The sequence below is a fragment of the Staphylococcus lutrae genome (assembly GCF_002101335.1).
Lineage (GTDB): Bacteria > Bacillota > Bacilli > Staphylococcales > Staphylococcaceae > Staphylococcus > Staphylococcus lutrae.
Genome location: NZ_CP020773.1, coordinates 1,336,763 through 1,361,385, shown reverse-complemented (window position 1 = coordinate 1,361,385; position 24,623 = coordinate 1,336,763). Strand labels below are relative to the sequence as shown.

Here is a 24,623-nt window from a genome sequence, read left to right as displayed (position 1 = left end):
CTTTGTAATAACATTACACTTTTATTATAGTTTATGGCAATCTGGTTTTCAACAACATTAAATAAATATTTTATCATTATTTTGTTTTTATGTATATACGGAAATAAAATAGCTAAAAAATAGAAGACTTCATCTTTAATCCTAAAAAACTCCCCATCCATTTATTTTGAACGGGGAGGATTTATTTGATTTTCGATATATTATTTCTTATTAAATCCTGACATTTGTAACCAATCGTTCATCTCTAATCGTTGTTTACTGCTCATAAAGCCCGCAATTTGACTTGACCATGTTTCGTCACGTCTGCCCTGAGTGCGTACTTTATAATATTCGGAAATTATTTTATCATAATCTTCAATTTGTTGAGACAGTTTGGTGTCATCTTGATTGTACGTATCGACATGAAAGACATGCTCAAGAGGCAAACGCGGTTTCGGTGTTCCGTTTTCATCGTCTGCTGGTTCTCCAATTGCCATACCAAATAATGGAAAGACGTGCTCAGGTAAATTTAAAATTTCACGTACACGTTGGATATCGTTACGCAATGAACCAAGGTAAACAATACCATAACCCATATCTTCAGCAGTGAGTGCGATATTTTGAGCGGCTAGCGCTGCATCAACTGTACCAACCAATAGCCCTTCAGCCGATTCAAAACTTACTTCCATGTCCGCGTTCATCTTTTCATTAACGAGTTGATGGCGATGATAATCAATGACATAGACGAGTAAATAACCGTTCTCGACTACGTATGGCTGACCTGAAACTTCACGTAGCGCCTCTTTCTTCTCTATAGATTCCACCCCAATAAATGAAGTCGTTTGTAAAAAACTTGACGTTGACGCCATTTGCCCTGCTTCAATCAGTTTTTTTATGATGGTTCTACTAATAGGTGATTTTTTAAAGCTTCTTACCGAATGATGGCGCTTAGCCAAATCGTACACATACTCTGACATACCAACAATCCACTCCTTACGCCTTTTTCTCCATCCTAACATGTAATGAATAGAAACGCATGCTTCTTGCATCACTACTAAAAACAAATCAGATTAATGCACCTTCTCGTAAATGTTCATTGAAATATTACTCATTTCTCTCCTATTTAATAAATAATACGACGACTTCAATTGAGAATAATAGTGTATAAATGATATTAGATTAATCATAAATTACATAGAATAACTTTCAAAAAGCAAACACAATATAAAGTAAAATAAATAAAAGTATTTATAAATACAATTAAAAATATCATTATTAATCTATTCAAAACCCAAAGAAATACTTTTAAAACAAGGATTAGAGTATATTTACATATTTAATTTACATCATTTATTTATTATGAAAACGTTTAACCAAAAAACACATAAAAACATTTTATATTTGTTTGACGGAATGATAGTGACATGTCATAATACATAATGAGATTAGAATTATTATTAATAAGGAATTATCATAAGCAAGCATCACTTAATTCTAATCTAAATAATAATTCATAGTAAATGAGGAGGATTTTGATTATGTCACTGATTGGTAAACAAATCGAAGCGTTTTCAGCACAAGCTTACAACGCAAAAGCAGATGAATTTATTGAAGTAACTCACGAAGATTTAAAAGGAAAATGGAGTGTTATTGTATTCTATCCTGCAGATTTTTCATTCGTATGTCCAACTGAGTTAGAAGATGTACAAAATCAATACGATAAATTACAAGAGCTCGGTGCAAATGTATTTTCTGTATCAACAGATACGCATTTTGTACATAAAGCTTGGCATGATCATTCAGACGCGATCAGCAAACTACAATACACAATGATTGGTGACCCATCACAAGCGATTACACGCCAATTTGATGTATTAGATGAAGTGACTGGCCTTGCACAACGCGGTACGTTTATCGTTGACCCAGATGGTGTGGTACAAGCAGCGGAAATCAATGCAGACGGTATTGGTCGCGACGCAAGTACGTTAATCCATAAAATCAAAGCCGCACAATATGTTCGTCAAAATCCAGGTGAAGTATGCCCAGCAAAATGGGAAGAAGGCGGCGAAACTTTAACACCAGGATTAGATTTAGTAGGTAAAATTTAAGGAGGCTTTACGACATGTTGAATCAAGAATTAAAACAGCAATTGTCACAACTTCTTGATTTGATGGAAGGTGACGTCGTACTGAAAGTGAGCACTGGAGAGGATGCACATTCTCAAAAGGTAAACGACCTTGTCAATGAGGTTTCAGGCATGTCATCTCATATTACAGTAGAGCAAGTAGAATTAAAGCGGACACCAAGCTTTAGTATCAATCGACCAAACGAGGACACTGGCATTACTTTTGCTGGTGTCCCTCTTGGTCATGAGTTCAATTCTTTTGTGCTAGCATTGCTACAAGTGAGTGGTCGTGCGCCAAAAGAAACGCAATCTGTAATCGATCAAATCAAATCTATAGATGAACCGCTCCATTTTGAAACATTTATCAGCTTAACGTGTCAAAAATGTCCGGACGTGGTTCAAGCGTTAAACTTAATGAGTGTTTTAAACCCAAATATTACACATACAATGATTGACGGAGCGGTATTCAAAAAAGAAGCTGAAGATATCATGGCTGTTCCTTCTATTTTCTTAAATGGGGCATCCTTTGGTAGTGGACGTATGACAGTAACCGACATTCTTAGCGCGTTGGGTCAAGGTCCAGATGCATCCAAATTTGAAGGAAAAGAAACGTTTGATGTGCTTGTTGTTGGTGGTGGCCCTGCGAGTGCAAGTTCTGCCATTTATGCTGCACGAAAAGGTTTGAAAACAGGTATCGTTGCCGATAGAATCGGTGGTCAAGTGAACGATACCGCTGATATTGAGAATTTAATTGGCGTGAAGAAAACAACAGGGCCATCATTAGCCACGCATCTCGAAGCGCATATAAAAGATTATCAAGTGGACATCATGACCGGTGTACGTGCAGATGCATTAAACAAAGTAGATGACACGATTCATCTGACGTTAGATAATGGCGCAACCCTTCAAACACGTTCACTCATCATTGGCACTGGGGCGCGTTGGAGAAAACTCGGCGTACCAGGCGAAGATACATTTGCTAACAAAGGTGTGGCATACTGCCCGCACTGTGACGGCCCTCTTTTTGAAGGAAAAGATGTCGCTGTTATCGGCGGTGGCAACTCAGGTGTAGAAGCAGCAATCGACTTAGCCGGCATATGTAAAAGTGTCACTGTTCTTGAATTTGGCGAAGCACTCAGAGCAGACTCTGTACTACAGGAACGTTTGAAATCCTTAAACAATACATCGGTTATTACACAAGCGGCAACAAAAGAAATTACAGGTGATGACCGTGTTAATGGACTGACGTATACTGACCGTGCAACAAATGAAGAAAAACATATCGAACTCAATGGCGTGTTCGTCCAAATCGGACTGTCACCGAATACGGAATGGTTAGGCAACACTGTACAGCGCAATCGCATGGGTGAAATTGAGGTTGATCGTCTTGGTCACACGAACATCCCAGGTGTGTTTGCCGCAGGAGATTGTACAGATCAACGCTACAAACAAATCATCATTTCAATGGGTTCAGGTGCAACTGCTGCATTATCCGCTTTTGATTACTTGATTCGTCATTAAATTGCTACTCATTTCAGATGCGCTCAGACTTTTATAATGCAATGGGCGATATTGAGCAGGTTGTTACTGCAACTTCCCCTTCTCACCTTACCCCATCTGTCTCTATATAAAAGCCAGTCGATAGCATGCATACACCCCAAAAGTTGGAAATCATCCCAACTTTCAGGGGTGTGTTTTTTAGGAAGAATGCTCACATGCTTGATTCTGTTTCAGAACATCCGATTCTTTCCTGCTCTGAACTATTTAAATGCACTGCCATCAGTGAAAAATAAACGCTGGCTTTACAAAAATGATGTGAGCCAATGCCATAACTTTGTAAAAAAGGCGACAATCGCATCCCATAATTTTTGAAAAAAGTTTCGTGTTTCTTCAGTGTCATATTTTTTTAATTGGGCTAACTTGTCACTGGCTTGATGTTGAATCTTATCTTTTAATTGATTCGCCTGTTTTTTAAATGCAGCTGGATCTTGGTGCAGTACATCTGATTTCGACACATTCATCATGATATTCTGTATCATCGCTATTTCATTATCACTTAAAATTTTATTCAATCCGCGTTCATTTAACGTTTGATTAACAATGTTATTAATCGTTGTACTGTTGATTTGTTGTTGCGCAGCCTTCGCTTCAGCAATTTGCACTTTCATATCAGCTACAGCTTCATTTAATGCTTCGTCAGAGTATCCTTCACTATTTTGGTGATGCTCACTAATCCGTGCTAAATCATTCATTTCTTGATGGGCATTTTGAATATCTTGCGGATTCAAGCGCTGACCTTGTGCCTCATAAGCTTTATAAATCCCTGTTAGCGCTCCTTCTCCAGTAACAGGATCAACAGACGCAATCTTAATTGTAGCATCTTGAATGCCCGAAGTAATCGCCGCATTCATATACTGTTCACGTGAAATACGTGTGATATTTTTAGGTGTTTCAATTTCTACATCGACACCCCTTGTAAAACGTTTCGGTTTGATTAAAGCACTGGAGTGAATATAGTCATACTCTGTACCCGTATATTGGACGACATCGATGTTTGTCACTCGATATGTTGTGACATTGTTACCAACACCTAATTGTTCTTTTGTCTGTTCCAGTTGATTTGCGTTAAGGTCTGCACCTTGTAGAAAAATTTCCTCTTTGGGTTTAAATTCACTGGCTGCCTGAACTTGGCTCCCTATTCCTGTCACTAATATTAATGTGATTGCACCACTCACTAAGATTTTTTTATACATTTCAATCACTTCCTCCTACGTGCATCGTCATTTTTTTTCATTTTAACATGTCTCTGTGACAATGCTATCATTCCTAGGACCGAAACATGGTTTGAGCTAGACAAAGCGTGCGGTATAGGAGGTTTCACACGTTTCCTTTTCTACTTATGACAAAGTACTTGAGGTCAACGATGAGCCATAATCAATTTCATAACCCATATCACGAATCATATCGTAATCGAGTTGATTCGGTTGCCCCCCTGTAATTAAATAATCCCCGACAAAAATAGAATTCGCCACCATTAACGCAGTTGCTTGTAATGAGCGCAAATTCACTTCTCTTCCCCCTGCAATTCGGATTTCTTTTGATGGATTGACTAAACGGAAAAGGGCTAACAAGCGCAAACATCGCATAGGCGTCAATTGATCCATGTCACCAAATTTCGTGCCTTTAATAGGATGTAAAAAATTGACCGGAATACTATCTGCATCTATCGCTTTCAACGCAAATGCCATATCAACAATATCTTGATCGGATTCCCCCATCCCACAAATCACACCTGAGCATGGTGAAATATGGTTGTTTTTCATTATTTCAATCGTATTCACGCGATCTTGGTACGTGTGCGTTGTCACCACTTCATCATGATAATGTTCACTCGTGTTCAAGTTATGATTATAACGATCCACTCCCGCCGCCTTTAAGCGTGCTGCTTGTGATTCATTTGTCAAACCAAGACACGCACACACTTTCAATTGAGGATGATTGGCTTTAATGCGTTCAACCGAAGATGTGATATGATCAATTTCTTTATCACTTGGACCACGACCACTCATCACAATACAATATGTGCCGATCTCATTTTCAGCTGCCACTTTTGCCCCTTCGGTAATGGCGTCTTCTGATATCAAGGCATAGCGCTGCTTCTGTTTCATTTCACGTGACTGACCACAATAACCACAATCTTCAGGACAAATCCCGCTTTTCGCATTTAAAATCATGTTCAATTTTACTTTATGCCCGTAATAATGTTTACGTAATTGATACGCTTCATGTACTAAATCCATCGTTTCATATGTAGGATTTACCAACAAATCTAACGCTTGCTCCGGAGTCAATTCACGACCTTCCAATATTTGTTCTGCAATTTTCATAGTCATTCCTCCTCATATAAAAGTTAGTATATCACAATTGTAAATAATTTTATAATTTAGGTTTACAATATGCGTGTATTCATCTCTTGATGCGTCTGCTTTTTACATATCGATTTAACGCTAACAATTCTACATACATTGTGTAGTCAAATAACGTATAATAAAGGATAACAAGAGTCATTTAGACAAACGGCAGTCTAAAAAATAGGAGGTATGAGATGGAAACACTTGCAGAATTTTTAGAAACAATCGAGCAACCTGCCCATCGCGATAAGTTGAAAACAGTGGTTGAAACGATTCTTGATACTTATCCCGAACTGACTTTAGAAATAAAATGGAATCAACCGATGCTATTATACAAAGAAAATGGTACGTTCATTCTTGGTTTCAGCAAAGCCAAACCTCATTTTGCTGTGGCACCAGAAAAATACACACTCGATACATTTGCAGACGACATTCGTAACGCTGGCTATCAGATGTCAAAAATGTTTATGAAAATAAAGTGGACAGATGAAGTGAATTATTCCCTTTTATATGACATCATTGATTTCAACATCAACGACAAAAAAACTTCACGCTTTTTCTGGAGACAGTCGTAGTGATGCGCATCCGCGTCAAACATGACAACCACATAAACAAAAGACTGAGTGATGATTGCAAGCTCAGTTTTTTTGTTTCTAAATCATTAGGCTTCCTTAATATCGATCTTGCTCATCTTTCAAATACGAGCTTCGAGCCAACTCTTCTTGACAAATACCATCACTTAAACGGTTCGACACGTTTCGTCTTAAAATAAAACCGACAATTCTACAATACAACAATTATATTCACAGCCCTTTAGTATATATTTAATATATTGGTGTAAAATGTTTTTATCTCTAATATCGTGGAATAGCATGATTGTAATACCATTAAACTAAAAAGGAGCTGTGAAAATGACAAACAAAAAGTTGAAACAATTGAAACATGTAGAGAAAAACAATGACGGTCAAGCAATGACGACAAACCATGGCACCAAAATCAGTGAAGACGAAAATACCTTAACTGTCGGTGAACGTGGGCCGAGTCTGTTAGAAGACTTTCATTTTAGAGAAAAAATCATGCATTTTGACCATGAGCGAATCCCTGAAAGAATTGTTCATGCGCGTGGCTTCGGTGCACACGGTGAATTTCAACTTTACGAAAATTTGTCAGACTACACTTCCGCAGACTTTTTAACACATACCGAAAAAATAACCCCTGTTTTTGTAAGATTTTCCACTGTACAAGGCGCGAAAGGCTCACCTGATACAGTGCGGGACGTTCGTGGTTTTGCGACTAAATTTTACACAGATGAGGGTATTTTTGATCTTGTAGGTAATGATATTCCAGTATTTTTTATTCAAGATGCCATTAAATTTCCAGATTTAATTCACGCCGTTAAACCTGAACCTCACAATGAAATCCCTCAAGGGGGAAGTGCACATGATACATTTTGGGACTTCTTTGCCCAAAATCCTGAATCAACTCATACAACGGTTTGGGCAATGAGTGATCGCGGTATCCCTAAAAACTTTAGACAAATTGAAGGATTCGGTGTACACACATTTCGCCTCGTGAATCGTGAAGGACAATCTTATTTTGTCAAATTTCATTGGAAACCTACGCACGGATTAGAATCCCTCGTGTGGGATGAAGCACAAATCTTATCTGGTAAAGATATCGACTTCCATCGTAAAGATTTATATGAATCCATTGAAAAAGGAGACTATCCTGAATGGGAATTAGGCCTTCAAATCATTCGTCCGGAACAAGAGTTCGACTTTGATTTTGATATTTTAGATCCAACCAAAATATGGCCAGAAGACGAAATCCCAGTCAAGATTGTTGGTAAAATGACATTAAACCGCAATGTATCGAATGTATTTGACGAGACAGAACAAGCCGCTTTCCACCCTGGTCATATCGTACCTGGTATCGATTTCTCAAATGATCCGTTACTACAAGGTCGCCTATTCTCTTATACTGATACGCAAATTTCTAGACTTGGCGGTCCTAACTTTAACCAAATCCCGATCAACCGCCCTGTCAATGAGGTCCACAACAACCAGCGCGACGCCATGCACCAAATGAATGTCCACCAAGGTCAAGTTGCTTATCACAAAAATGCCTTAAATAATAATGAGCCACATACGACACCAAAAGAAGAAGGTGGCTTTGAACATTATCAAGAAAAAGTGGAAGGGCATAAAATACGTAAGCGGAGCGAAAGCTTTGAAGACTACTACAGCCAGGCTAAACTATATCTAAATAGCTTAACACCGGCAGAATTCGCACATACCGTTGCAGGCTTCTCATTTGAAATTGGTCAATGTAAATCGTTAATGGTTAAACAAAATGCGGTCAATCAATTGAACAAAGTGGATCGCACGCTCGCTGAACAAGTTGCCACTAATGTTGGCGTCAACGTACCAGAAGAAAATGAAGAAGTTCAATCTGAGGCTAAAGACAGCCAATTAACTATGGAGAAATTTGATATCCCATTACCTGGGCACTCTGTTGCGGTACTCATCAGTGGGGAAATTGATAAAAATACACTTCAATCCTACGCACAAACATTTGTAGACCATCAACTGAACTATGCATTCGTTGGCAAACAACCGCGTGATATTAATGAAGATTTGGGTATTACAGAAACATATGACACTGCACACCCTACATGCTTTGACAGTGTCATTGTATACTCAGATGGCTCAGATCTTTTACCAGAAGCTGAAGACTTTGCAGAAATGGCCTATAAACACAAAAAACCATTAATTCTAAATGAAAAAGCCGCATCACAACTGAACCATTCAAAAATCCAGTTAGATGCACCAGGCGTCTTCACCTCAGATCAACCTGAAATGATTGTACAAGCTTTCGATAAACCAAGATATTGGAATCGCTAATCATAAAATATTGATATGTAAAAAACCCCTCGTACAACATCTTTATCCGTTGCACGAGGGGCTATATTTTTTTGAAATAATACAATCAAATAGATGGCTGAGACATAGTGTCTCAACTCCATTAAATTACCTCGTATTATAATCGGAAATTGTGCAATAAAACCCTAAAATTAATACTCTATTTTTTTAAAAATTAACAAACTAATAAAATAGAATAACATAATATATAATATAGACATAGAAGCAATTATTAAACATTGAATTAAAAACATATTTAAACTTTCAGCATGAGTAAAACCATTAGGGAATAGATAATGCGTTCCATCAATTAAAGGTGCTATAGATATAACCATAAATAACAAAATAACGCCTAATATCGTAAAACCAGTTGAAAATTTCATCGATAAAGTTGTAGCAAAAAATAAGGCTATATAAGAAATTCCTATAATACTCATAATACTCAATACATCAAAGTATACATCGTTTATATCTAAAGGTAAAAAATGACCCGATGCATAATCAAAATTCTTAATGTATATATAATATAAAATTACAGAAGATATAAACAATAAAACAAAATAAAAAGCATACATTGTAATTAATGAAAATAATTTAGCATTGAGCAATCTAGAACGTTTAATATCTTTGTATAGAATCAACTTACCACTATTAATTTCCTCATAGAAAGATAAACTAACAAAGTATGTCATCAATATAAGGGGAATAGCAAATTGAGACTGTGCCAATAATATTCCATAGAAAAAATCTAAACCTGATAAACCATTTTCGACACCACCAATTTGCATAAAATTAGTGGGTAAAACTAGTGTGATTAAATAAAGGAAAGGATATAAAGAAATAGAATAAAATAATTTAGCTGATGTGCGAGAAGACATATTCAAAAATATATTTTTAAAAAGCATTTATTTTTCTCCTTTATTCTCGAAATCATCAAATACGTTATATAAATCTTTAGATTTATTTTCTATCTTGAACAAATCGTATTTAATGAGGATTTCTTTAATCAATTCATTAAAACTATTTGTTTCATCACTAACATAAATGGCATTTTCTTGAATTTTAGTGATTATAGGAAAATCTTTTTTGAATAACAGAGCATCTTTTTCACTAATATTTCTTGTTACTAATATTTTTATTCCTGTCTCTTTATCAAATGAAATGTCATGTAACTGACCATCTTTCAGTATCACAAACCTATTACATACTTCTTCCAATTCACTTAATTGATGGCTAGAAATCAAAAGAGAGATATTTCTATTTTCAACCCATTTTTTTAAAGAACTTATTAAGATTTTAACACCATTGGGATCTAACCCTACAAAAGGTTCATCCATAATAGCTAAATCAGGCTCTGTTAATAGACACATCGCTAAAGAAAGTCTTTGCTTCATACCAAAAGAAAAATTTTTAACTTTTTTATTTTTTGTATCTAACAAACCAACCAATGTTAATATTCTATCAATATTTTTTATGTATTCAATTTGATTATTTACTCTTAAAAAATAGAGTAAATTTTGCTCTGCCGATAAATGGTCGTAATAAACCGTATCTATCATAATTCCGACTTTCCTTAAAATGTCATCATTTTTAAAAATATTAACATTATTAATATAAATAGTTCCTGAATCTGGTCTTTTAGTTTTAGCAATAATTTTCATCAAAGTCGTTTTACCAGCACCATTTTTACCTAATAAACCTACAATTTCACCTTTTTCAATATTCAAATTGATATCATTCAAAATATTTGTATCATCACCATTAAATTTTTTATTAACATTATTTAATACTAGCATTTTCATCCCACTTTTCGAAAAATTCTTATTAATAAAAAGCTTAAAACAAAGTATAATAAAGAGATAAATACTAATTGTGAAAGCGATAATAGATTCGTATTCATATGAATGTAAAAACCATTTTCTTCATGAGAATATCTTGAAGCTATCTCATAAAACTTGGAGTTACTCATAATAGACTTAGATACAATTACATAGTAAAAAACATTGAATAAAGTCATTAAGAAAATTGTCTTTATTTTATAAGGTTCGTTGCTTAATTTAAAGCATATGATATTTATCATAACAGGAATGATAATAACCCCTATTATCATTACAAACAACCCTAAATTTATATTTATTATACCCATTATGACTGAAAATATAGTATTTAATATAATTGAAATCAAAAGACTTCTGTGTTTTATTTTCATATTAAAATAACCTCCATGCCTTAAGTGAGCCTATAAATCATCACATTATACAACCAATGAACAGAAATAGCATCCTGTAATTTATATTTATTAGCCAAATAATATAATAAAATACTAACAGGAAATTTTGTTAATATATTCACAAAAAAATTTCCGTTTAAATGTAAAAGTAAAGCAAATAAAAGCGAACCAATCAATATGCTCCACTTTTTATTAAAAGCATGCAAAAGAATAAAGAATATGAGGTGACGAAATAAAAACTCTTCACCAAACGCAACAATAAAATATTCTATCGTTGCATCTTTTCCAACATAAAAAATTGAAAAAAGTAAAACTGTCGAAAATAGTAGCATGGTTCTTTTCCAGTTAAATAAATTATGTAAAAGCGCATTATTTTTTATTCCTAAAATTCGATTGATTAAGAATACAGGGATAAATATAAAATTAATAATAAATACTAAAACAAATAGAAATAAATATATATTGGAAAATGTATCATTGTCTAATAAAGATATAAGAAGTATACCTATGTTAAAAGAAAAACCTACAATAACGACTACAGCAACAGATAATAATAAACTTTCAAACTTTTTCATTATTAGCACCAAAAATAAAAGCATCGAAAACTTAAAAATAGATTAATTTTTTAATGTTTTTGATGCTTTACAACTTTTTAATTAAAAATACCATCTTTTACCTTTTCTACCAAATTTAAAAATCCAAAGGTTTACTTCATTAAAAGTTAGAAAATCTAATAATTTTTTCATTGTTATCATTTCCTTCAATTAAAGTCTAATTGGTAAAATTAAAAATGTCAATAACAACTTAATATTTTTTAAATTATAGTTTTGAGAAATCAGTTGCTGTTGTTTAATTTCTGCATTTCTATCAATTGAATCATCCATTTGCTGTTAGATATTTAATTCAAGAGAAATATGGAAACAGAAATTTTGCCACAAAGCTTTTTGTAGATATGGTAGTAGAAATAAAAGAATAGTTGAAAATCATATTTTTAATCAATGGGTAAGACGACATCGATTGCATGTCAAAATTGAATAGAAGACTTATGTACTGGTGAAGAAATTTAGAGAAGTATGAAAAAAAGCCCCTCGTACAACATCTTTATCAGTTGTACGAAGGGCTATGTTTTTACGCTTCGTCTTTAACGAATGGTAACAATGCCATGTGACGTGCACGTTTAATCGCTGTAGTCAACATACGTTGATATTTAGCTGAAGTACCTGTGACACGACGTGGTAAAATTTTACCACGTTCTGAGATAAAACGTTTTAATAACTCAGTATCTTTATAGTCGATATGTGTAATACCATTTGCTGTGAAATAACAAACTTTTTTACGACGACGACCGCCTCTTCTTGGTCCACCTGCCATAATTAGTACCTCCTTACTTTAAAAAATTTCTCTTATACGTTCAGTTTAAAATTAAAATGGTAAATCATCATCGCTAATATCAATAGGTCCATTCGCATTGGCAAACGGATTATCATTAGCCGGTTGATGATTATTTTGATAAGACGAATTTTGGCCTTGTTGCTGTCCACCAAATCCTTGGTTATAGCTATCAAATTGATGCCCTTGGTTTTGGTTTGCATGACGTTGGTTTTGTGACTTAGGTTCAAGGAACTGAACACTATCACAAACGACTTCAGTAACGAATACACGTCGGCCTTCTTGATTCTCGTAACTGCGTGATTGTAAGCGACCATCAACGCCTGCGAGACTTCCTTTAAATAAGAAATTACTTACATTTTCTGCTTGTTTTCGGAAAACAACACAGTTGATGAAGTCTGCTTCGCGTTCCCCTTGCGCATTCGTAAATGTACGATTAACCGCTAAAGTAAAAGTCGCTACACTTACGCCTGAGGGTGTCGTTCTGTATTCCGGATCTTTAGTTAATCGACCTACTAATACGACTCTGTTAAGCATTTACACGCCCCCATTATTTAATTACTTGTTTTCGTCTTCACGGACAACGATGAAACGAATGATATCATCATTGATTTTAGCTAAACGTTGGAATTCATCAGTTGCTTTGTTGTTATCAGACTGTAAACGCACGATGTTGTAGTACCCATCTTTGAAGTCTTCAATCTCATAAGCTAAGCGACGTTTACCCCAGTCCTTCGCTTCTAACACCTCAGAACCTTCAGAAGCTAAAATCCCGTTAAAACGTTCAACTACTGCTTTACGTGCATCTTCTTCAATATTTGGACGCACGATGTACATTACTTCATATGTTCTCATTGTATATTGGCACCTCCTTATGGTCTATGCGGCTTATCATACACTGTGAATGATAAGCAAGGAATAATTTTCATTACTCACATTCAAAGATTGTACCATATTACATTACTTATTACAATATCTATCCACTGAACTGCACTTTTTTATAACTGCAACATCAAAAAACAAAAAATACACCGCTTTATTGTTTTCTTATTAACAAAATAAATAGATTAATACTCTTTTATAAACAATTAAGAAATAGTTAATGGTATATAAAAATAAAAACGTGCTATATTCTTTATGCTTACAACAAACAAAAAAATAAATTATGAAGGGAATTAATTATGAAAAACAAGTATATTTCAAGTTTATTAATGGGCGTAGCAACATTATCTATTGCTACAGTCGTATCAAATAGTCAAGCAGAAGCAAGCGAGCAAACATCCACACTTGCACCTACACAACCTGCAAACTTCGAATCAGTAAAGGTTTCACCAGAGCAAAAAGCATTTTATCAAGTCCTTCATATGGACGGTATTTCAGAAAGTCAACGAGACCAATATTTAAAACAACTGCATGAGAATCCAAGCAGTGCTCAAAATGTCTATTCAGAGTCTATTAAAGATGCTAGTAATCCCGAGCGTCGTGTAGCACAACAAAATGCGTTTTATGAAATTTTAAAAAATACGAACATCACTGATAAACAACGTGATCAATACATCTCACGCATTAAAGAAAATCCAGATGCAAGTCAAAATGTGTTTGTGGAGTCATTGCATGCAACAACTGAACAAAGCCGTCTGACTGAAATACAAAATAGAAAGTTAATGAACGCAAAAGAAGCACTTCAAGCATTACAAAAGGAAGATACTATCCAAAATCGACGTACTGCACAACGCGCCGTGAACTCATTAACGCCTGACAATGCACCACATTTCCAAAAAGCTTTAGATGCAATTAACGGACCAAGAGATGCTAAGATCAAAGCTGAGGCAGAAACTAAAAGACAAATAGAAAATCTTGAAGATGCATTGAAAAACATTGAAAGTCCAATAAAAGAAGAAGCGCCATCAGCAGAAGTACAACCTCAAGCACCTAAAATGGATGCAAAAGAAGAAAAACCTGCTGTAGAGCACAAAGAAACTGCACCTAAAACAGAAGAACAAAAACCTGAAATCAAAAAAGAGGCAGAACAAGCACCTAAAGTAGAAGAGAAAAAAGAACAAGCACCACAGACACCTCAAGCACCACAAGCACAACCAGAAGCAAAAGACACTAATCAAAATATTCAAAAGCCATCAGCGCCAGTTGTACCATCAACAGACATAAATGCGTCAACATCAACTTGGGGTGACTACTGGAATGCATTCAAATACCCATTTGAACAAGGTTATGAGTACATTAAAGGCGGCGTGAAAAGCGGTTATGACTATATAACTGAAACTTATAAAAGTTTAACTGAAAAGTACAATAATGCTAAATATTATACTAATCTATATTTCAAATATAAAAATACAGTTGACTTTGGTGTATTGAGTATTTTAGGAGAAAAGGGTACATTAGGTTCGTATATCTCACCTCTTGAAATCAAGCCAGAAGACACTGTACTTTACAAAGGTTATGCAAACACACGCAACTTCGTAACAAGTGGTATCAATACAACAAAAGTTTTATACACATTGTATCAAAACCCAGAAGTTGTAAAAACGGCTATTACTGTAGCTGATACAGCAAGTAAAGTTAAAAATGCAATTGGTAGTCTTTTCTCATTCTTCAAATAAGAAACATAATTAGTTTAAGGAACTGGGCGCGATGTCCAGTTCCTTTATACGTTATACACAAAAACGCCTTTGAGAAAGAGCCCTAAAAAAAGAGATTAGCAACTTTATACCGCTTAATCTCTATGTTTTTACTCATCAATCCCATTTGACAAAGAACCCGTAAAATTCTTCACCGCTAATATTAATGTTTCAGACTATTATTGATGTAATTATATTTTAAATTAATATATCTATATCTCTTTTACTAAATTTATACCTAGTAACTCCATAGCATTTTCAATGTTTTTGGAGACGATTTTTAATAAAGTTATTTTTGACTTTTCGTTTGTACTTTCTAATATTCTTTCAACACTATAGTATCTATTAAAAAGACGACATAACTGTAAAGAATATCTACATATTGAAGATGGCGTATAGTTTATAGCAGATAATTCCAAAACTTCATTATAGGATTTTAAATGTTTTAAAATCGGCCACATACTTTCCTCAAACTGGAAATCCCCTTTAAAATCATCAGAGTATTCGGTTCTTCCTAAGATAGATTGAATCCTTGCATAAGTATACATTATGTATAATGCAGTGTCCCCTTCAAAAGCCAACATCTCATCAATTTTCAAATCGTAGCTACTAAGGCGATCATTTTTCAAATCGTGAAACTTGATAGAAGCAATAGCAATTTCTTTGGCAGTTTCTTTTTTATTCCTTAAGTTCGACTTTTTCTTTTCTAAAGTCTTTAGAACGGCTTCCTCTACTTCTGCAATAATGTCTTCAAGCAGTATTACCTTGCCCTGTCTTGTGGACATTTTTTTACCATCTTTTAAAATCAAACCAAAAGGAATATGTTCTATGACTGGCTTTAATTCCAATAATCTAGTAAGTTTGTCTAGTTGCTTGAAATGAATAGATTGTTCTTGCCCCACTACATATAGGATACGTGTAGGATTAAAGGTTTTGGTACGATACAAAACAGCTGATAAGTCTCTCGTGATATATAGAGATGCCCCATCCCTTTTTTTAATCAGTGCAGGTGGTAAATCGTCTAAATCTACAATATAGGCACCATCATCTCGAGTTAATAATTCTCTATCTTCTAATAATTTTATAGTTTCTTTTAATCTTTCATTATAAAAAGATTCTCCTTGAATATAATCAAAGTTGATATCCAAAAGCTTGTATAAAGCATTAAAAGATTCCATAGAAACATTGCGAAACCATGACCATAACTGTTCGTATTCACTATGTCCGCTTTCTAAGCGTTTGAAAGCTTCTCTGGCTTCTACATCAATATACGGATTATCTTTACTATATTCATGAAACTTTGTATACAAATGAAAAAGCTCAAGTATAGGGTTATTTTCAACTTTTTTTTGTTCTCCCCATTTTTTATAAGCAACAATTAACTTGCCGAATTGGGTTCCCCAATCTCCCAAATGATTTATTCTAACCACTTTTGCTCCGTTTGCTTCAAGTATTTTAGCGATACTATCTCCAATAACCGTTGCTCTCAAATGCCCCATAGAAAAAGGTTTCGCTATATTAGGACTTGAATAATCTATGGCTATTTTCTCTGTACTTAATAGTTTATTATTTTTTAAAGCATTTTCGTTGAAACACTCAATTATCTTTTGTGAACTGGATTGCCTGTCTAAAAAAAAATTAAGAAAACCGTTTACAACCTCTGCTTTATGAATATATTCATTATCAAACTTCTCTTTGATACTATTAGCAATCAAATTTGGAGATTTTTTATAAATTTTAGCAAGTTGAAATGTTGGAAATGAATATTCACCATGATTCTCATTAGCCGGATGTTCAAGAAGATGATATATTTCTTCAAAAGACATCTGGCCTTGTAGAATTATTGATAAATCTTTTGCGATAGATTGCTTAAACATAGACTTCACCTTCTTTCTCAGTAATATACCATCAATTCTTTTTTAACACAATAGTTCGAATATTTTAATTATTATGTTATTATTAAATTACATTTGTATACAAAGGGGGATATGTATGAGTAAAATTAACATCGAAATCAAAGCAGTTAAACGAAATGAAGTAGCAATGCGTCAAGGTTTTACCTATGTTGAGCGCACTCAAAAAAGAGCTAACATGCTGATGACCTCAACACTTTAGCTCTCCTTTGTTATCTCCTACACATTAAAACGGAAATGCACGACATCTCCATCTTGCATCACATATTCCTTACCTTCTAAAAAAGTGACTATGTATTTATATCAAACGCTATCAATATCAAGCGTTTTCACGCCGTTTTCTTTCACTACTTCAATTAATTTTACTTAACGTGATGCTTACAGTCAAGTTCTTTGTAAAAAACGCTTTTTTCTTTCACCACTCATTCTTTTCAGTCACTCACCTTTTTCAACTCATAATAAAACGTGCTTTTTTTGACGCTTGTCATTTTTAAAATATCGCTTACACTCAAGCCGTTTTCATTTCTGTTTTTATACAATTCAATCGCTTTATCAATGTCTTTTCTGCTACTACTTGGCTTGCGCCCAAACTTTTTACCATTCGCTTTTGCACGTTCACGTCCCTCGCTTGTACGCTCAACGATTAAATCACGCTCAAATTGTGCGAATGAGCCTAAAATGTTGAATAATAACGTATTTAATGAATTATTGTTCCCCGCCTCAAATGTCATTTGCTCTTTTATAAATTTTACTGATACACCTTTATTATTTAATTCCGTTACAATTTTATTTAAATCACTGATTGAACGTGCTAATCTATCAATTTTAGTCACTACAACAATATCACCATTTCGAACATGTTCAATAAGTGATTTTAGTTCAGTCCTTTGTTTTGTGCTTGTTGCTGTTATCTGCTCTTTATATATTTTTTTCAGCGTTTTGCTCTTTAAGTTGTTCAATTTGACTGTCTAAATTTTGACCGACTGTGCTCACACGTGCATATCCGATAATCATTATTCATCACTCTTTCTAAAAGTCTAAAATATAACTAATTTTTGAACTTTTGATTATAAACTAATTTTTAGACTAAAATCAACCACTAAATATAGCAATTTGAAGCGGTATTATTTAGTGTCCATAACTTAACATTTTTAGACTTTTACAAAATAAATAGCACACTACCGAAATGGCAATGTACTGTAAGTATGTATTAATTGTTTTCGTCAATATGCTTGTTTTTATAGTATTCACGTGCATGTCTGTTATTTTCAGCGGTTGTAACCCACTCCAAATTACTCAAATTATTATTATGCTTATTGGCGTCTCGATGATTAACAACAATTAAATGATGCGGTACACCTTTATCTAATAGTGCTTGATACTGTTCCCATAGAAATACAATTGCCATGATTCTGTGTGCATACATTAAAATTGATTTATCCTTTACTATTTTTAAATTATGGTTTTTGTATGGCGCTGTATGACTTCTATTGTGTAAACCAGTTAATTTTTTGTTAAACACTGTACCATACATTAGACGCCCTTTATTCGATACTTGCAAATATCTGTAAATATCACTTTCATTGATTTCCTCATCGTTAAGTTTACTGTTAGTTTGTGCTAGCAATGCTTTAACGTGGTATGGTTCTAATTGTCGTACTTCCTCATCTTCATCGAGTATTACAATACTACCCAACTTATGTTGTGGTGTAACTGTATACGTCCGCATGTCCCACTCACATTTAACACCACTATTATTTTTAGCGATATAAAGTTTGTTCTTTATGATTGCTCGCTTTCTTTGCGACTTGATTTCAAAATAAAACTTATAACAATTATTAACATTAATTGTGTGTACCTCACCGACTTGCTTTTTTAATGCTAATTTGTTTTTATGTGATATTAACTGCTCACCTGTTGTAATATCGTAAAATTGTTTATCATTCGTAATAACAACATCAGAATAGTAGTGTAATCTTTTAGCCTTCTTCTTTTTGATTAAAGCATTAAGCCACTTTATTTTCTGTTTGTTCATATGTATTAATCTCCTTAAAATTCATTTATAATAAGAAGATGATTTCGTAAAATATAATTGACATTATGTTCAATATGTTGTGAAATGTAATTAATGATATATGTATATGAAATCATCTTCTTAAAATTTAATATGTTGCATCTGAAAGGATTACCTGCTTATTAAAAGGGTAAGTCTTTCTCATTTAGCACAAATGAATTGTCATCGGTGCTTGTTGTTTCTTTGGTTTCTACTTGCAAATTAAATAATTTCGACAAATTATCTCGATGTCTTTGGGATAACATCATCTTGCTAAATTGTTTGCCCTGTTGATTATATGTATCAATCATATGATGCTTGTCGTCGATAAAAGCTTTGAGACTCTCTAAGTTACCAATTGTTTTAGACGTGTATTTATTTGTAATGTCTGATTTATATCTTTCGGAAGCTCTATCATATTTGTTACAAATTGCTTCATTTAATAAATTTCGGTATGTATGTATAAACTCTTTGGGCTCAATTTCGATAGCTTTTGATATGTATGTATTTTGATTTATATAATTATTTAGTTGTACATCTGTAAATGCTTTACTGATTGAATATGTATTGTAAACAAATTTAAAGTGATTATGTGTTTCCTCGGTTTTTAAGCCATCTTCTAATAATCTTCTGTTAAGCTCTTTTTTGAAGCCCTCATGCGCATATAAGCTTTTTCCAATCAAATGATGTAGGTTCATTTTTTCCTTGATATCTAACTCTAATTCTTTCAATTTATTCAGTTCTTTTGGTGATAGTAAATAAGGTTCATAATGTTTCCCTTTTTTATTTTCATCTTTTTTAACTCCTACCATATAAGTTTGTAAATAGATTAAGCCGTCACTTTCAAACTTTCTCAACGTAACGTTCAATTTATTTTTTAATAGCTCAACAATATTATTATAATATTGCTTTACCATTTTGTGTTTCTCCTGCTTTGTTAAGCTATCAATATCAAATGGGTATTCACTTTTATCAATATATCCTAACAAATTATATTTATATATGTTGTTCCTATCTGACTTGTAGTCGGCATAAAAACCATCATTTATAATATAAAATTTTCTAAGCCAATCGAATAATGTCATATTATGTGTTGATATCTTCTTATTCTTAAGTACCGATAATACAATCATTCTGATAATAATTGTCAGTTCATCTGGTTTTTTGCCTCGTTTATCTTCCCTTTTAATTGGGCTTGCGTCAGAATTATATAAAACACCAAACATTATATCCTTTTTGCGTTTGTCTTGTTGATTCTGAACCTTATAATATTCTGTAAAAAATTGACTTATTGTCTTGTCACAAGTAATATAATCCTTTTGGCTTAGCTTACCATTTCGACGTCTCCACAGCTCCTCATCAATTGTTGAGTATACTATGTTTGATTCAACCTGATTATTTTCAAATGACTTGAGCTTGTCAATTGAAATGTCAATCTCTCTTTTGTTCCCTAAAACAACTCTGTGTGTATTGGTCAATACGCAACACTTCCTTTTTAATATAATTTGAAAATTAACGTACCATTCACCCTCTAATATATAATATTACCTTTAGTCGATGAATGGTACGTTAATTTTTTATAATACAAAACTTGTAACATAACACTGTCAGACAGTAGCAAACAATCATATACCTTATGTAACTTGTCTCTAAGCCCTTTACTGTTTAGCCCTTGCCCTTTGCGTCACTGGTGAGCTTTAGCTCAACAGGTGACAAACTGGTTGGCTATAAGGCTTACCTGCAAATATTAATCTGCTATCATTAACATTTACCCTTAAGATATGAATACAAAAAAGCCCCCTCAATATAAACCTTTCATTACGAGTGCGCTATTCGTAATGGATTGGCAAAAAGGTAAATTATCAAGAGGGAAATATGTAAAAGACTTATAAACCTTTAGGAGAGAGTAGGTGTGGGAATATGTATGTGTAATCAATTAAAATGTCGACATAATTAATTACAAGAGTATTATAACATAACACAACATTTATTGTCAATAAATTTTTAATTATATCATCATTCTTTCTTTAAGTCAACTATTATCATTTGGCTTTTATTTTTTTGAAAAATTTTATTATCCTCACAAAATATCTATAAAGTTTTTAGATTATTAACTAACGTCTTTTAATAAATTTATTATTTATATCGTGTTTGCTATATGCTATGATTAAACGAGGGGTGTAATATGAATAAAATAACTAAATTCATAACAACTTTAATAGTTTTTGCATTAATTGTAAGTTTCACGACTCTTGGTTTTGCGGAAGCAAATGGCTACCCAAGCCAAGAAGAAATAAAAAATGACCCACGCACTATCGAACTTACTAAGGAAGAAATCGCTCAAAATAAAGATATTGTTTTTGATGACACTGATGAACCAGTAATGATTCCAAGAGTTCTTCCAGCAATCCCTTTTGTAGCTTCAGCTGTTTTTGGAATTTTAGCTAAACAAGGTGTAAAAACTTTTGTAAAATCAATATCTAAACACGCTTTGCAAAGAGCAGGACAAAGAGGTATTACTAAGCATATGATGGCAAACACCTTAAAAAATGGTACTAAATACACCGATAAGAAAACAGGAGCTAAAATTTTATACGACAAGAAAACAGGTACTACTTTAGTTATCAAAGGCAACAAAGTTGTGACAACTTATAAGCAAAAGAAACCTAAAAAAGTATGGAGAAAGGGTCATTAATTTGATTTCAAAAAATATAAAACTACAAGATTCTTCATATGAATCAAGTAATACTTCATTAACCTTAAAACTCAAAAGAATAGAAAATGATGAGGACAGTAAGATTTATTATTTAGACGCTGTACTTGAATTTGAAAATGAAAAAGCTGAAACAGAATTAGCTGTTTTTGACTTCGACATTGATTTTCTGAAAAACTTAGAGTATTCATTCCCTGTAACAGACATTTATTTCACAGAGCCTGATATATCATTGACAGTCATTGACTATGAGAGTGATGAGCTTTGTATATACGTTAACTTAGATTCTGGATTGAAGCATAAAAATGAATCTACTGACTCTGGATTGTCAATAAGACTAAATGTAGAAAAGCAAGTATTTGACAACTTTATTAATCAGATTATTTTATTAGAACAAGAGCAATAAACGTAAATATTTAAATTATATTGTTACAGGTTAAAAGTAATTGAAACATATGGAAATTGGGAGTTAGCTTTATAATTATATAAACTTAACTCCCTTTTCTTTTTGCCCATTTACGTGTTTTGTGAGTGGAGGATAGACTGGTTTAATTTACTAAGCTATTTAACTCTTTCGAAAAAAATACCATCTGAAACAAGCGAATCACCAACATGGTATAAACAGCCTTATCTCCCTCTGAATCAATCCCGTATAGTTTCCCATCTTCTTTTACTATTTTGGCTTTATGAGGTCTTTTTTCTGCCTCCTCTTTGGTTGAATAATCGTCATATTCAATAATATTCATGCTGTCATTTTTAATTATAAGTTTTAACTTATTACCATCATAACTTTCCCATTCACCATTCAACTCCTTAATTTCTTTATCAACACAACCAGTTAAAATAATAGATAATAAAATGATACTAAATGATAAAACAATTTTTCTTCATAATTCATAGCCTCCTATTTATTATTATTCATAACTAAATTGTACGACACTTGTACGAACAACATAAGATACAATATTTAAGAAGAATAATATACCGCTTCATTTCATAGCTTATTTAAGCTGTATAAGCACGTCAGAAAGCATCTATTTAATATGTGACTAAAAAGCTATATCGCTTATATCAGCGTATACGACAACAGAATAAAGCATAGAGAAGCGGTAAGTTAATAAGGTACAGATTCAGAAGATATGAAGCAATTGAATTGGTCTGAATGATATACATACCTGCAATATTAGGACACAAAGATTGAACTAAAATTAATGGGCTATCAGCGTATATTTACGTGATATGAGCGTGTTAATTAATTAGACTTATAAACTAATAAACATCGTATATGAGGCTGTGTGGAAGCATACAGAAGCGGTGATATAATGACAAATGATATATGACAGTTTCATACTGTATGATAGGCATACGTGCCTTAATGCAATAACATATATATCAATTGTATTTAATTAATAACACAACAACAGATATGTGATATGAGAGACACACAGACAAGCTACAAGCCACACAATCCGCTTCACTCGGCTTGCTACAAGCTCATATTGCCACGTATAAGCGTGTTAATGCTGAGGGATATTAAACTTTCATAATCGTTTTATGGCTTTATATTTGAGTATATCGCTTTGTACGGCTTTAATTTTTTACCTTTTAATTGTTAGTAAATAAAATCGCAATTTTATCCGAAAACTAGGGCGATAAAATCCCTTGTATATCCCATGTTTATATTTTTCAACATTTTGCCGTTTTGTCCATCATTGTGCAGATTGCTGTTTTTAGAGTGTAAAAAGGTAAAATAACAAGTTTTAACACTTGTGCGCTTACTACATGTTATACAAACAGCTTTAAGTTGATAAAAATATAATTAAAATGCTAAGCTAAAAAACTTTAACACTTTAACCTACTAAAGTTAAGCGTGTTTTTATTCACTAAATTTTCAGCCATTTTATAAAATTTAAGCACAATCAATGTGAGATATGATTAACTCACATTTGAAGCGGTACATTTTAACGTTTTATTGAGTGTAAAAATAATTAAAACACATAATTTTGAGTTGTTGCATCTGTTTATTTGCATGCAAACACTGCTACACGTCATTTTAGTACTCAAAAGGTATCACCTTTTTGCATACAGTAAATGAACGGGGGTAGTATTGGATTACTAAATGTATGATGTTCAATTTTTGCTTGTAACTGATGCACAATCACTCCATTATAAAAAACACTGACAGTCATTTGACCGCCAGTGCATTTTAAATACTTTTATATTAATCTTTGTTTGCCGACTGTTTAAACAACCCTTTTTCCAACATTAAATCGTATATTTCATATTTTTCGAATAGCTCAAAGTCATTAGCTTTGAGTGATTCAATATCTTTTAACAACACTTCTAGCATGTCGTATCGCTTGAACTCGATAATTTTTTTCAAATTAAACTCCACTTCTTCAATACTTGAAGGCTTAAAGTATTCGTATTTACCTGCATAAATTTTATAAATCATATTGATTCCCCCTCATCATACTCAACCTTAAAATTATCCTCAGTCTTCAAAATAATTGTATTGCCCCACTTGCCTCTAATCAACGTTATCACATCAACAATTTTTTCTTGCTGAAAATTTTTTGCTTCCTGTTCACTCATTTGATTGTTGATTTCTAATTTTACTGCTACATTTGCCATTAAAATATTCCTCCCACTATATACAAACTTTTGTTCTGTTTATGCGAACATTTGTTCTATATGAATAATATAAGCTATAAATCGTGATAAATCAACTACTTAGTTCGAATTATTTATAA

24 protein-coding genes and 1 pseudogene are annotated in these 24,623 nt (G+C 33.2%); 8 read left to right on the top strand and 17 right to left on the bottom strand.

What is annotated here, in order from left to right; translation table 11 throughout:
* Window positions 1-200: 200 nt before the first annotated feature.
* Window positions 201-956 carry an oxygen-insensitive NADPH nitroreductase gene (gene nfsA, locus B5P37_RS06235; RefSeq protein ID WP_085237421.1) on the bottom strand — a complete coding sequence of 252 codons (756 nt, stop codon included), beginning with the start codon at window positions 954-956 and terminating at the stop codon, window positions 201-203.
* A gap of 561 nt (window positions 957-1,517) precedes the next feature.
* On the opposite strand from nfsA, the gene ahpC reads away from it, so the two are divergent.
* Window positions 1,518-2,087, top strand: a complete 570-nt coding sequence (ahpC, locus tag B5P37_RS06230; RefSeq protein WP_085237420.1) for an alkyl hydroperoxide reductase subunit C — start codon at window positions 1,518-1,520, stop codon at window positions 2,085-2,087.
* A gap of 14 nt (window positions 2,088-2,101) precedes the next feature.
* On the top strand, window positions 2,102-3,625 hold the full coding sequence (gene ahpF / locus B5P37_RS06225; protein WP_085237419.1) for an alkyl hydroperoxide reductase subunit F: 1,524 nt from the start codon (window positions 2,102-2,104) through the stop codon (window positions 3,623-3,625).
* 281 nt (window positions 3,626-3,906) lie between these two features.
* On the opposite strand, the gene B5P37_RS06220 is transcribed toward ahpF, so the two are convergent.
* Both B5P37_RS06220 and bioB read right to left on the bottom strand, forming a co-directional pair.
* Entirely contained in the window at window positions 3,907-4,857 is a 951-nt protein-coding gene (locus B5P37_RS06220) for a DUF1002 domain-containing protein (protein ID WP_085237418.1), read from the bottom strand.
* Window positions 4,858-5,001: 144 nt separating this feature from the next.
* A complete protein-coding gene (gene bioB, locus B5P37_RS06215) occupies window positions 5,002-5,991 on the bottom strand; it encodes a biotin synthase BioB (RefSeq protein ID WP_085237417.1) in 990 nt (329 codons plus the stop codon).
* 218 nt (window positions 5,992-6,209) lie between these two features.
* Here bioB and B5P37_RS06210 point away from each other — a divergent pair, with 218 nt between their 5' ends.
* Both B5P37_RS06210 and B5P37_RS06205 read left to right on the top strand, forming a co-directional pair.
* A complete protein-coding gene (locus B5P37_RS06210) occupies window positions 6,210-6,590 on the top strand; it encodes an iron chaperone (RefSeq protein ID WP_085237416.1) in 381 nt (126 codons plus the stop codon).
* A 336-nt stretch (window positions 6,591-6,926) separates the two neighbouring features.
* Window positions 6,927-8,918, top strand: a complete 1,992-nt coding sequence (locus tag B5P37_RS06205) for a catalase (protein ID WP_085237415.1) — start codon at window positions 6,927-6,929, stop codon at window positions 8,916-8,918.
* 170 nt (window positions 8,919-9,088) lie between these two features.
* Here the strand turns inward: B5P37_RS06205 and B5P37_RS06200 are convergent, their stop codons facing one another.
* The 7 genes from B5P37_RS06200 to rpsF all read right to left on the bottom strand — a co-directional run bounded on the left by B5P37_RS06200 (window position 9,089) and on the right by rpsF (window position 13,410).
* Window positions 9,089-9,841: an amino acid transporter gene (locus tag B5P37_RS06200; RefSeq protein WP_085237414.1), complete on the bottom strand. Its 753-nt coding sequence runs from the start codon at window positions 9,839-9,841 to the stop codon at window positions 9,089-9,091.
* Window positions 9,842-10,732, bottom strand: a complete 891-nt coding sequence (locus B5P37_RS06195; RefSeq protein WP_085237413.1) for an ABC transporter ATP-binding protein — start codon at window positions 10,730-10,732, stop codon at window positions 9,842-9,844.
* A gap of 2 nt (window positions 10,733-10,734) precedes the next feature.
* Entirely contained in the window at window positions 10,735-11,082 is a 348-nt protein-coding gene (locus B5P37_RS12355) for an Msa family membrane protein (protein ID WP_425319121.1), read from the bottom strand.
* A gap of 83 nt (window positions 11,083-11,165) precedes the next feature.
* Window positions 11,166-11,741, bottom strand: coding sequence for a CPBP family glutamic-type intramembrane protease (locus B5P37_RS06185; protein ID WP_085237411.1), 576 nt, complete (start codon window positions 11,739-11,741; stop codon window positions 11,166-11,168).
* Window positions 11,742-12,294: 553 nt separating this feature from the next.
* A complete protein-coding gene (rpsR, locus tag B5P37_RS06180) occupies window positions 12,295-12,537 on the bottom strand; it encodes a 30S ribosomal protein S18 (RefSeq protein WP_014614919.1) in 243 nt (80 codons plus the stop codon).
* Window positions 12,538-12,588: 51 nt separating this feature from the next.
* Window positions 12,589-13,092, bottom strand: coding sequence for a single-stranded DNA-binding protein (gene ssb, locus B5P37_RS06175; RefSeq protein WP_085237410.1), 504 nt, complete (start codon window positions 13,090-13,092; stop codon window positions 12,589-12,591).
* A gap of 21 nt (window positions 13,093-13,113) precedes the next feature.
* Window positions 13,114-13,410: a 30S ribosomal protein S6 gene (gene rpsF, locus B5P37_RS06170; RefSeq protein WP_085237409.1), complete on the bottom strand. Its 297-nt coding sequence runs from the start codon at window positions 13,408-13,410 to the stop codon at window positions 13,114-13,116.
* Window positions 13,411-13,736: 326 nt separating this feature from the next.
* On the opposite strand from rpsF, the gene B5P37_RS06165 reads away from it, so the two are divergent.
* Window positions 13,737-15,173, top strand: a complete 1,437-nt coding sequence (locus B5P37_RS06165) for a B domain-containing protein (RefSeq protein WP_085237408.1) — start codon at window positions 13,737-13,739, stop codon at window positions 15,171-15,173.
* Between the two features lie 230 nt (window positions 15,174-15,403).
* On the opposite strand, the gene argS is transcribed toward B5P37_RS06165, so the two are convergent.
* Complete coding sequence (argS, locus tag B5P37_RS06160) at window positions 15,404-17,068, bottom strand: arginine--tRNA ligase (protein ID WP_085237407.1); 1,665 nt, start codon at window positions 17,066-17,068, stop codon at window positions 15,404-15,406.
* A 115-nt stretch (window positions 17,069-17,183) separates the two neighbouring features.
* On the opposite strand from argS, the gene B5P37_RS12265 reads away from it, so the two are divergent.
* The gene (locus B5P37_RS12265; RefSeq protein ID WP_276307739.1) at window positions 17,184-17,306 is read left to right on the top strand and encodes a hypothetical protein; all 123 of its coding nucleotides are present in this window, start codon (window positions 17,184-17,186) and stop codon (window positions 17,304-17,306) included.
* Window positions 17,307-17,535: 229 nt separating this feature from the next.
* Here the strand turns inward: B5P37_RS12265 and B5P37_RS06150 are convergent.
* The 3 genes and pseudogenes from B5P37_RS06150 to B5P37_RS06140 form a co-directional block, all read right to left on the bottom strand.
* Window positions 17,536-18,118, bottom strand: a pseudogene (locus tag B5P37_RS06150) (recombinase family protein).
* 196 nt (window positions 18,119-18,314) lie between these two features.
* On the bottom strand, window positions 18,315-19,139 hold the full coding sequence (locus tag B5P37_RS12165; protein WP_085237406.1) for an HNH endonuclease family protein: 825 nt from the start codon (window positions 19,137-19,139) through the stop codon (window positions 18,315-18,317).
* 161 nt (window positions 19,140-19,300) lie between these two features.
* Window positions 19,301-20,635, bottom strand: a complete 1,335-nt coding sequence (locus B5P37_RS06140) for a hypothetical protein (protein WP_085237405.1) — start codon at window positions 20,633-20,635, stop codon at window positions 19,301-19,303.
* 707 nt (window positions 20,636-21,342) lie between these two features.
* Here B5P37_RS06140 and B5P37_RS06135 point away from each other — a divergent pair.
* Both B5P37_RS06135 and B5P37_RS06130 read left to right on the top strand, forming a co-directional pair.
* A complete protein-coding gene (locus tag B5P37_RS06135) occupies window positions 21,343-21,852 on the top strand; it encodes a DUF4258 domain-containing protein (RefSeq protein ID WP_085237404.1) in 510 nt (169 codons plus the stop codon).
* Between the two features lies 1 nt (window position 21,853).
* Window positions 21,854-22,276 carry a hypothetical protein gene (locus tag B5P37_RS06130; protein WP_014614928.1) on the top strand — a complete coding sequence of 141 codons (423 nt, stop codon included), beginning with the start codon at window positions 21,854-21,856 and terminating at the stop codon, window positions 22,274-22,276.
* 142 nt (window positions 22,277-22,418) lie between these two features.
* Here B5P37_RS06130 and B5P37_RS06125 read toward each other — a convergent pair whose 3' ends face one another.
* The 3 genes from B5P37_RS06125 to B5P37_RS06115 form a co-directional block, all read right to left on the bottom strand.
* Window positions 22,419-22,679 carry a hypothetical protein gene (locus B5P37_RS06125; protein ID WP_085237403.1) on the bottom strand — a complete coding sequence of 87 codons (261 nt, stop codon included), beginning with the start codon at window positions 22,677-22,679 and terminating at the stop codon, window positions 22,419-22,421.
* Window positions 22,680-24,091: 1,412 nt separating this feature from the next.
* Entirely contained in the window at window positions 24,092-24,325 is a 234-nt protein-coding gene (locus tag B5P37_RS06120) for a hypothetical protein (protein ID WP_085237402.1), read from the bottom strand.
* On the bottom strand, window positions 24,322-24,504 hold the full coding sequence (locus tag B5P37_RS06115) for a hypothetical protein (protein WP_085237401.1): 183 nt from the start codon (window positions 24,502-24,504) through the stop codon (window positions 24,322-24,324). The genes B5P37_RS06120 and B5P37_RS06115 overlap by 4 nt, the downstream gene beginning before the upstream one ends.
* Window positions 24,505-24,623 lie beyond the last annotated feature (119 nt).